Annotated in this window: 9 protein-coding genes; 4 read left to right on the top strand and 5 right to left on the bottom strand. The window is 63.6% G+C overall.

Annotated elements, in window-relative coordinates; translation table 11 throughout:
* On the bottom strand, positions 1 to 183 hold a 183-nt coding region (locus tag ASF34_RS07915; protein WP_156465668.1), incomplete at its 3' end, for a transposase.
* 448 nt (positions 184 to 631) lie between these two features.
* On the opposite strand from ASF34_RS07915, the gene ASF34_RS22170 reads away from it, so the two are divergent.
* On the top strand, positions 632 to 1,651 hold the full coding sequence (locus ASF34_RS22170) for a glycosyltransferase family 2 protein (RefSeq protein ID WP_244478935.1): 1,020 nt from the start codon (positions 632 to 634) through the stop codon (positions 1,649 to 1,651).
* A gap of 340 nt (positions 1,652 to 1,991) precedes the next feature.
* On the opposite strand, the gene ASF34_RS07905 is transcribed toward ASF34_RS22170, so the two are convergent.
* From ASF34_RS07905 to ASF34_RS07895, 3 genes are all read right to left on the bottom strand, one after another.
* A complete protein-coding gene (locus ASF34_RS07905; protein ID WP_056160407.1) occupies positions 1,992 to 2,747 on the bottom strand; it encodes an ABC transporter ATP-binding protein in 756 nt (251 codons plus the stop codon).
* Positions 2,748 to 2,754: 7 nt separating this feature from the next.
* Positions 2,755 to 3,543, bottom strand: a complete 789-nt coding sequence (locus tag ASF34_RS07900) for an ABC transporter permease (RefSeq protein ID WP_051074311.1) — start codon at positions 3,541 to 3,543, stop codon at positions 2,755 to 2,757.
* A gap of 148 nt (positions 3,544 to 3,691) precedes the next feature.
* Positions 3,692 to 4,624, bottom strand: coding sequence for a LysR family transcriptional regulator (locus ASF34_RS07895; RefSeq protein ID WP_056160405.1), 933 nt, complete (start codon positions 4,622 to 4,624; stop codon positions 3,692 to 3,694).
* Positions 4,625 to 4,722: 98 nt separating this feature from the next.
* Here ASF34_RS07895 and ASF34_RS07890 point away from each other — a divergent pair, with 98 nt between their 5' ends.
* The 3 genes from ASF34_RS07890 (at position 4,723) to ASF34_RS22165 (ending at position 6,334) form a co-directional block, all read left to right on the top strand.
* Positions 4,723 to 5,094 carry a hypothetical protein gene (locus ASF34_RS07890; protein ID WP_056160403.1) on the top strand — a complete coding sequence of 124 codons (372 nt, stop codon included), beginning with the start codon at positions 4,723 to 4,725 and terminating at the stop codon, positions 5,092 to 5,094.
* Between the two features lie 159 nt (positions 5,095 to 5,253).
* The gene (locus ASF34_RS07885) at positions 5,254 to 5,436 is read left to right on the top strand and encodes a DUF3606 domain-containing protein (protein WP_018043399.1); all 183 of its coding nucleotides are present in this window, start codon (positions 5,254 to 5,256) and stop codon (positions 5,434 to 5,436) included.
* A 136-nt stretch (positions 5,437 to 5,572) separates the two neighbouring features.
* Positions 5,573 to 6,334 carry an endonuclease/exonuclease/phosphatase family protein gene (locus tag ASF34_RS22165; RefSeq protein ID WP_082473239.1) on the top strand — a complete coding sequence of 254 codons (762 nt, stop codon included), beginning with the start codon at positions 5,573 to 5,575 and terminating at the stop codon, positions 6,332 to 6,334.
* Here the strand turns inward: ASF34_RS22165 and cls are convergent.
* Complete coding sequence (cls, locus tag ASF34_RS07875; protein ID WP_056160399.1) at positions 6,225 to 7,661, bottom strand: cardiolipin synthase; 1,437 nt, start codon at positions 7,659 to 7,661, stop codon at positions 6,225 to 6,227. The two genes, ASF34_RS22165 and cls, sit on opposite strands and share 110 nt — an antisense overlap.
* Between the last annotated feature and the right edge of the window lie 26 nt (positions 7,662 to 7,687).

Here is a 7,687-nt window from a genome sequence, read left to right as displayed (position 1 = left end):
GCCGCAGCCCATCTCGGCCGGCAGCATCTCCCATGGCAGACCCGAGCGCAGCACGAACAGGATGCCCGTCAGTGCGGCCCGATTCTCGATCGGACGACGCCCGCCCTTCGGACGGGGCCGAGGTGGCGGGAGGAGCGGAGCGATCTCATCCCAGAGATCATCGGGGAGAAGCGGTCTGGCCATGCCAAACCAACGCTCGACATCCGACTCGGTGCCGTTCTGTTAGGCGCTCTTAGAGTGCCTAACAGAACTCCCGATCACGGCCGGGTTCTCGCTCTAGGTACGACAGCGCAGCGGGAGTTTTGTGAGAGACACTTATCCGTCCAATGGGTCCCCTGGGCCCATAGATCCACCTTGAAATTCAGACGGCGTCCGTGCCACCGTCAAGGGAGGGCGGCGCAGGGCGCCGAATCCAGCAAAGATATTTCGAATCCTATCGCTTTCCTAATGACACACAGCAGCTTAAACGGCTATTTTAGCTCTGATCGCGCTTGGCGTTCACACAAGAGATTGCCAAGGGCCAAATTTGTTGACATTGATAGTGAAATCACAAGATACTCTCTCTTTTTCCAGGTTAAAGGCTAAATATTTTATGCGAAGTGCTTACCAAGATGCCAAGCGGCAAAAGCGCATGGACGAGATCCGTGTTGTCGTTGTGATCCCTTACTACAATGGGTCCGCCTTTATCGAGCGTTCCGCCCGCAGTGTTCTTGAGCAGACTGTTCCGCCCTTCGAATTTCTCATTGTCGATGATGGATCAAGCGCAGAAGAAGCGGCACGCTTAGACGCGATCGCAAACCAATTGGGGATCAATGTTATTCACAAGCAAAATGGTGGACAGGGCTCGGCTCGTAATGCCGGAGTTGCCGCCAGCAAGGCTGAATATATTTGTTTCCTCGATCAAGATGACTTCTATCTCAAGAACCATATCGAAATTCTCATTGATGCGATGCCAGAAAATGAGCCGCATTTCGGCTGGGTCTATGGTGAACTCTTTGAGGCTGAGGGTAATGGGGAGATCGTGCGTACTAGCATTGTTACCCAGCACGCCAAGCATCCAAAAACAAATATTCACGATATTCTTGTAAGCGACATGTTCGTTTTGCCTTCGGCTTCGCTGATATCGCGCTTAGCCTTTGAGACCGTCGGCGGTTTCGACGAACAGTTCATGGGCTACGAAGACGACGATCTGTTCCTTCGTCTTTTCCGCGCCGGATTCACCAATCATTTTACTGAAAAGGCTGTCACCGTCTGGTGCATTCACACCGAAAGCACATCCTATGGTATCCGGATGGCGCGCTCACGCCTACGCTATTTCAAGAAGCTTGCGGCTGCTTTCCCCAACGATCCAATCAAAGAGCGTTTCTACATGAGAGATGTTTTGATTCCTCGATTCAACCACCAGATCATAAGTGAGGCTATTGCGGCGGCAAGTGGGCGCAAAGGCAAGTTCTTTACTCATCGCGATGAGTACATTGCAATCGCTAGAGAATACACTGAAATTGTACAAGCTGCGCCAAATGTGCCACAGTTGTTCAAAATCCGGGCTAAACTACGTATGCATATACTAGGCAGCACGCGTTGGCGCGCCCTCTATCGTCTACATCCCGCGTTGAATCGAGTTCGGCGGATGGGTAAACTGTTTCGCTAGTACGCGGCTGCAAACTTCAAGGCTAGAGTCTCTTGAAGTCAATCTATCGTGCCATAACCGGATTATTCCAAAGCATACACTGCGTCGAAGTCTGCTGCCAGGCCCGTTCCATTATCGTTTTATTAATGGATGTACCTCAATCTGTTTATTTTATCCTATTCAAACATCAGAGAACAAACGCTCTATAATTATGTATATTTATAAAAATCAATCGAATATCCTATTGCGAACACCCCTAGTAGCGAGACCGGTTTAACTGTTGCATAATTGGGCATGAGATACGCGCAATTAATTACTTTTCTCGCGAAAAAATAACCAATAATTCTTTATCTTCATCTTGTCATTTATTTTGATCCGCCGCATAAGCCGCCAGCACCTCCTCCGGCGCGCCATCCATCATCAGCGTGCCGCCCTTCATCCAGAGCGTGCGGTTGCAGAAGCGCTTGATCGAGGCGTTGTCGTGGGAGGCGAGGAACATGATGCTGGCCTTCTGGATCATGCCGTGCAGGCGCTGCTCGGCACGCTCGGCAAAGGCGGCGTCGCCGACGCCGATTACCTCGTCGAGGATCAGGATGTCGGGGTGAACCGCCGTGCTGACGGCGAAGGCGAGCCTCAGCATCATGCCGCTGGAATAAGTGCGGATCGGAAGGGACAGGAACTCGCCGAGCTGGCTGAACTCCTCCACGTCGGGCACGATCGCCTGGGCCTGCTTGTGGCTGAGCCCCAGCATGATGCTGCGCATCTCGATATTGTCGTAGCCCGTGGCGTCCGTATCCATGCCCATGGACAGGTCGATCAGGGATGAGATGCGCCCCTCGATGGTGGCGGTGCCCGAGGTCGGCGGATAGACTCGGCTGAGCACCCGCAGGAGCGTCGTCTTGCCGGCGCCGTTGCCGCCGACGAGACCGATCCGGTCGCCGTCGCGCGCTTCGAAGCTGACCGCGTTCAGCGCCTTGATCACCTGGATGCTGCTGTCGCGGTCGTTCTGCAGGCCGCCGCCCACCGTGCGCCGCAGGATCTCGCTCTTCAGGGCCCGGCCGCGGGAATTGTAGACGGCGAGCTCGACGCTCGCCTTGTCGAGGACGATATGAGCCATCCTGCCCTCAGAGCCAGTACACGACGCGGTGCGAATATTTCCCCGAGAAGGCCAGGGCGACGAGCCACCCGACGACCAGCAGGCCGAGCAGGATGAGATAGGACGTCGCGCTCGGCAGATGGCCGAGCAGAGGCTCGCGCATCACGTCCAGCATGCTGGCGAAGGGGTTCAGGATGAGAACGGGATGGTCGCCCCGCAATTGCGAGGGCTTGAAGACGACCGGCGAGACGAAGAACGCGACCTGGACGATGCTCGCGACGATCTGCGGAATGTCGCGGAACCGCGCCGACAGGATGGCCAGGAGGTAGCCGATCCAGGCCAGGTTGGCGAGCACGAGCAGCAGGCCGGGGACGAACAGCAGGATGTGCCAGTCGATCACCGTGCCGGTGACGAGGAACAGGACCGGCAGAATGATCAGGTTATGGGCGAAGATGAAGAGGTTCCGGGCGATCGTCCGCAGCAGGTAGGTGAAACGCGGCAGCGCGACCTGCCGGATGATGCTGTCGTTATCGGTAAAGCTCGAGCAGCTTTCGTTGATGGTCTGCGACATCAATCCCCAGAGCACGAGGCCCGTGCCGAGATGGGGCAGGTAATCGGCCATGGAGGTGCCGAAGAGCGAGGCGTAGATCCCGCCCATGCCGAAGATCATCACGGCCATGCTGAGGGTCAGCCACAGCTGGCCGACGCGCGAGCGGCGATACCGCCGAATCACGTCGTTCTTGGCCAGCATCCACCACATGCGCCACGCGCCGAAGCCTCCGACGACGTCGGCGACCCCTCCTGCTACCAAACCCATGCGGCCTCTTTCCCGGAGCCCTGCTCCTGCGGAGCAGCCGATGCCGGCCCTCCCAAAGCACGCGCCTGCGCGCATTGGCAAGTTTTGGGTCGCCGGGGGCAGAAGATCCGGACCGGACGTGGTGCCGGGCGGCGAGAATCGAAGCGCCTCAACCGACCTGCGCCGCGTCGTCGGCAAGGGCGAGCAACGTCTGTCGCAGCCAGCGATGGGCCGGGTCGTTGTCGTAGGAGGCGTGCCACAGCATCGAGATCGCCACCTCGTCGAGGGCCACCGGCGCGGGGCTGACGGCGAGGCCGAGGGTTCCGGCAAACAGGGTGGCGAGGCGCTCCTGCATGGTGGTGAGGACGGGCGCGCTGCGCACCAGGAAGGGCACGGCGAGGAAGCGCGGCGTCGTCACCGCGAGGTCGCGGCGCAGGCCGAGGAGGGCGAGGGCGTCGTCCACCACCCCGTGAGCCGTTTCCTTCAGGCTGGTGAGCACATGGGGAAAGCGCAGGTAATCGTCCAGGGAGATCGGAGGCTCGAGCCCGACGAGCTCGGCATTGAACAGGCAGACGTAGCGGTCGCGGTAGAGCAGCCGCTGCTTGTGGTGCGTCTGGCCGTGGCTGAACGTGCCGATGCCGAGATCGACGCGGTCCGCGTCGAGTTCCTGCAGGATGCGGATGCGGTCGATGGAGCGCAGGAGCAGGCTGATCCCCGGCGCATGTTCGCGCAGGTAGGCCAGAAGGCGCGGCCCGAGCAGCACCTCGGTGGAATCGGGCAGGCCGATGATGAAGGTTCGCGTGACGCTGCGCGGATCGAACGCCTCGTCGCGGCGCACCAGGGACTGGATCTGGCGCAGGAGGGTGCGCACGGGCGCGGCGAGCGCGAGCGCGCGGGGAGTAGCGCGCATCCCCTCGGGGGCGCGGGTGAGGAGTTCGTCGCCGAAAGTGGTGCGCAGGCGCGCGAGGCTGCTGCTCATGGCCGACTGGCCGATGCCGATCCGGGCGGCGGCGCGGGTGACGCTGCGCTCGGCGAGGAGGGCGTCGAGGGCCACCAGCAGATTGAGGTCGATGCGGGATAGATCGACATGGTCAATAGTCATTATCGATCCAATCTGTTTGATCCATGATGCACCGCACAGCATCTTCGCGTCACCGGCAAGGGCGCACCGCCCCTGCCAAGACAGCGAGACCCGTCACCATGACACTCCGTAGCCTCATCACCGCCGCCGCCCTCGCCACCGTCACCGTGGGCGTCGCCACCCTTCCGGCCTCCGCCGAGACGATCAAGCCCCTCGACGGTGGCAGCGTCTCGCTGGGCGAGCTCTCGGGCGTCGCCTACTACACTGCCGAGCCCAAGGGCTACCGGGTGGTCGTCACCCTGGCCCGCACCGGGACCAGCCGGGCAATGCGATTCGAGACGGTCCTTGCCAACGGCCAGAGCGTGACCCTCTCGACCCCGCAGGAACTCGGCGGCACCGCCGACGCCATCGAGATCAGCCGCACCGGAGACACCGTCGCCGTCAACCGGCCGCGCCCGGGCGTCACCCGCGAAGCGGCGGCGCAGAATTGAGGGCGAGCCCGGCGTGACCGGGCTCGCCGAACCGGACCAACCTCCCCGCCGGCGATGACGGGGAGGTTGTTTTCGTGTTCGTCACCACACCGGCACATGGGTTAAGAGCCGTGCGGAGACGCGCATCGCCGGGGATGGGGACCGAGGTAGGCGGGACAGATGGCAGGCCTGAAGGACAAGCGCGGCTTCATCGACAAGGACAGGCTCGATCTGTCCGAGCGGCAGGCCGTCGAGCACTGGATGAAGCGCTGGGGCGTCACCCGCGACCAGCTGACGAGCGCCCACCGCAAGGTCGGACATATGATCAAGGACATCGCAGCCGAACTCGGCAAGAAGCGTTAGAGGAAGGCAGCGTCAGGCTGGACGAGGCGACGGCGGGGGCGGGCAGGTGGCGGACAAGAGACACTTTTCGCTGCCCTGGCGCGGCCCGCTCAGCGACCGCCGCTACGCGTCCCAGGATCCCGCCCGATTCCCGGACCTGCACGCCCTCGATGCGCTGGACCGCAGCCACTTCCGCAAGATCGTGAGCTGGAACCTGCTGCGGCGCACCGGAGCCAAGGTCGATGCCATCGTCGCCCTGGTGGAGCGCGAGCGGCCCGACCTGTTGCTGATGCAGGAGGCGACCAAGGACATCGCGGTGATCGAGGAGCGGCTCGGCGGCGTCTATGCCTGGGCACCGCTGCCCGGCCGCATCCATGGGCTCGCCATGTGGAGCCCGCATCCCTGGGCCTCCCCGCCCGTGGTCATCGCCCTGCCGTCGGGCGCCGTCGTCGACCGGGTCTGCCAGATCCTCGATTTCGGCGAGTTCGGTGTCGCCAACGTCCATCTCTCGCATGGGCAGGTGCTCAACCGGCGGCAGCTGCGGCGGATCGAGCAGAGCCTGCCGGCGCGCGCCGCGGTGATCGGCGACTACAACCTCGTGGGCCCCGCCCTGCTGCCGGGGTTCCGCGATGCCGGGCCCCGCATCCCGACCCATGCCATGGTCGATCTCGTGCCCCTGCGCATCGACCGCTGCCTCGTGCGCGGGCTCGCCTGCCTCGGCCGCACGGTGCTGCCGCGTGGCGCCTCCGACCACCGGCCCATCGTGGTGCATCTCGGCCCCGCGCCGGCCCAGGCGGGCGAGCGGACCGTCAGAGGTATGGCAGCATTAGTCGTACGGCTGCGTCGCGCAACCGCACGGGCAAGGGCCGCCGCGCGAGCTCCTCGGCCGTCAGGCGGGCGTCCATCTTCGTCCGCATGAACGCGTCGAGGCGGTCGGCGAAGGCGCGGTCGTAGACCTCGACGTTGAGCTCGAAGTTCAGGCGGAAGCTGCGCATGTCCCAGTTCGCGCTGCCGACGAAGCTCCATTCCCCGTCCACGACGAGGAGCTTCGAATGGTCGAAGGGCGGCTCGTCGAGCCAGATCCGCACGCCCGCCTCGAGCAGCGGCGCCACATGCGCCCGCGTCGCCCAGTCCACGTAGCTGTGGTTGCTCGCCCGCGGGATGATGACGTCCACGCGCACGCCCCGCGTCGCGGCGAGCGCCAGGGTCGTGGACAGGATCTCGCTCGGCAGGAAATAGGGGGTGACGAGACGGATGCTGTGCTGCGCGCAGGTGATCGCCGACATCACCGCGAACTCGATCTTCTCGATATCCGCATCCGGCCCCGAGGTGACGACACGGGCCTCGATCTCGCCCGCCGCGCCGAGCGGGGGGAACCAGCGCGGACCGTCGAGCTCCTCGCCCATGACGAAGGCCCAGTCGGCCAGAAACGCCTGCGACAGCTGCTCCACCACCGGCCCCTCGATGCGGAAATGGGTGTCGCGCACCGGGTCCGGAGGGGAGGTGGCGACGAGGTTCTCGTCGGCGATGTTGATGCCGCCGGTGAAGGCGATGCGCCCGTCGACGATGAGGATCTTCTTGTGGGTGCGCAGGTTCAGGAACGGCATGCGCCAGGGCAGGGCGGAATGCATGAACAGCCCCACCGGCACCCCGGCCCGACGCAGGCGCCGCGCCATGGCGGGGAAGAAGTAGCCGCTGCCGATCCCGTCGATGAGCACCCGGACTTCGACGCCGCGCGCGCGCGCGGCCACCAGCGCCTCGAAGAAGCGCGACCCGGCGCCGTCGTTGCGGAAGATGTAGCTCGACAGGGCGACGCTGCGCGTCGCTCCCCCGATCGCCTCCAGCATCGCCGGATAGGCTGCGTCGCCGTTGCGCAGGATGGAAAAGTCGTTGCCGCCCAGGAGGACGAGCCGCGTGATCCGGCGGACGGCGCGGTCGAGGGGCCGCAGGTCTTCGGGCACGCTGGCGTCGGGAATGACGGGGGAGCCCGCCTGTTGCGACGGCCTCACCCGCAACTGGCGCGCCCGGCGCGAGACCCGGTTCACGCCGAAGATCGCGTAGAGGGCCGTCCCGAAGATCGGCGACAGCCAAGCGAGGCCGATCCAGCCGATGGCGGTGCCGATCTCGCGCTTGCGCAGCAAGGCGTGAACCGTGACGAGAAGCGCCAGCACGATGCCGAGGACGGCGAGGACGTCGGCCCGGATCGACCCGGTCGCCTGCAGCCATCGGTGGAGGAGGTCTTCCAAGAATCAGCCCAGCCTGAGAAGGGGAT

The sequence above is a fragment of the Methylobacterium sp. Leaf106 genome, from assembly GCF_001422895.1.
Taxonomy (GTDB): domain Bacteria; phylum Pseudomonadota; class Alphaproteobacteria; order Rhizobiales; family Beijerinckiaceae; genus Methylobacterium; species Methylobacterium bullatum.
Note: the sequence above shows the minus strand (reverse complement) of the source record. Positions and strands in the feature narration are given on the sequence as shown.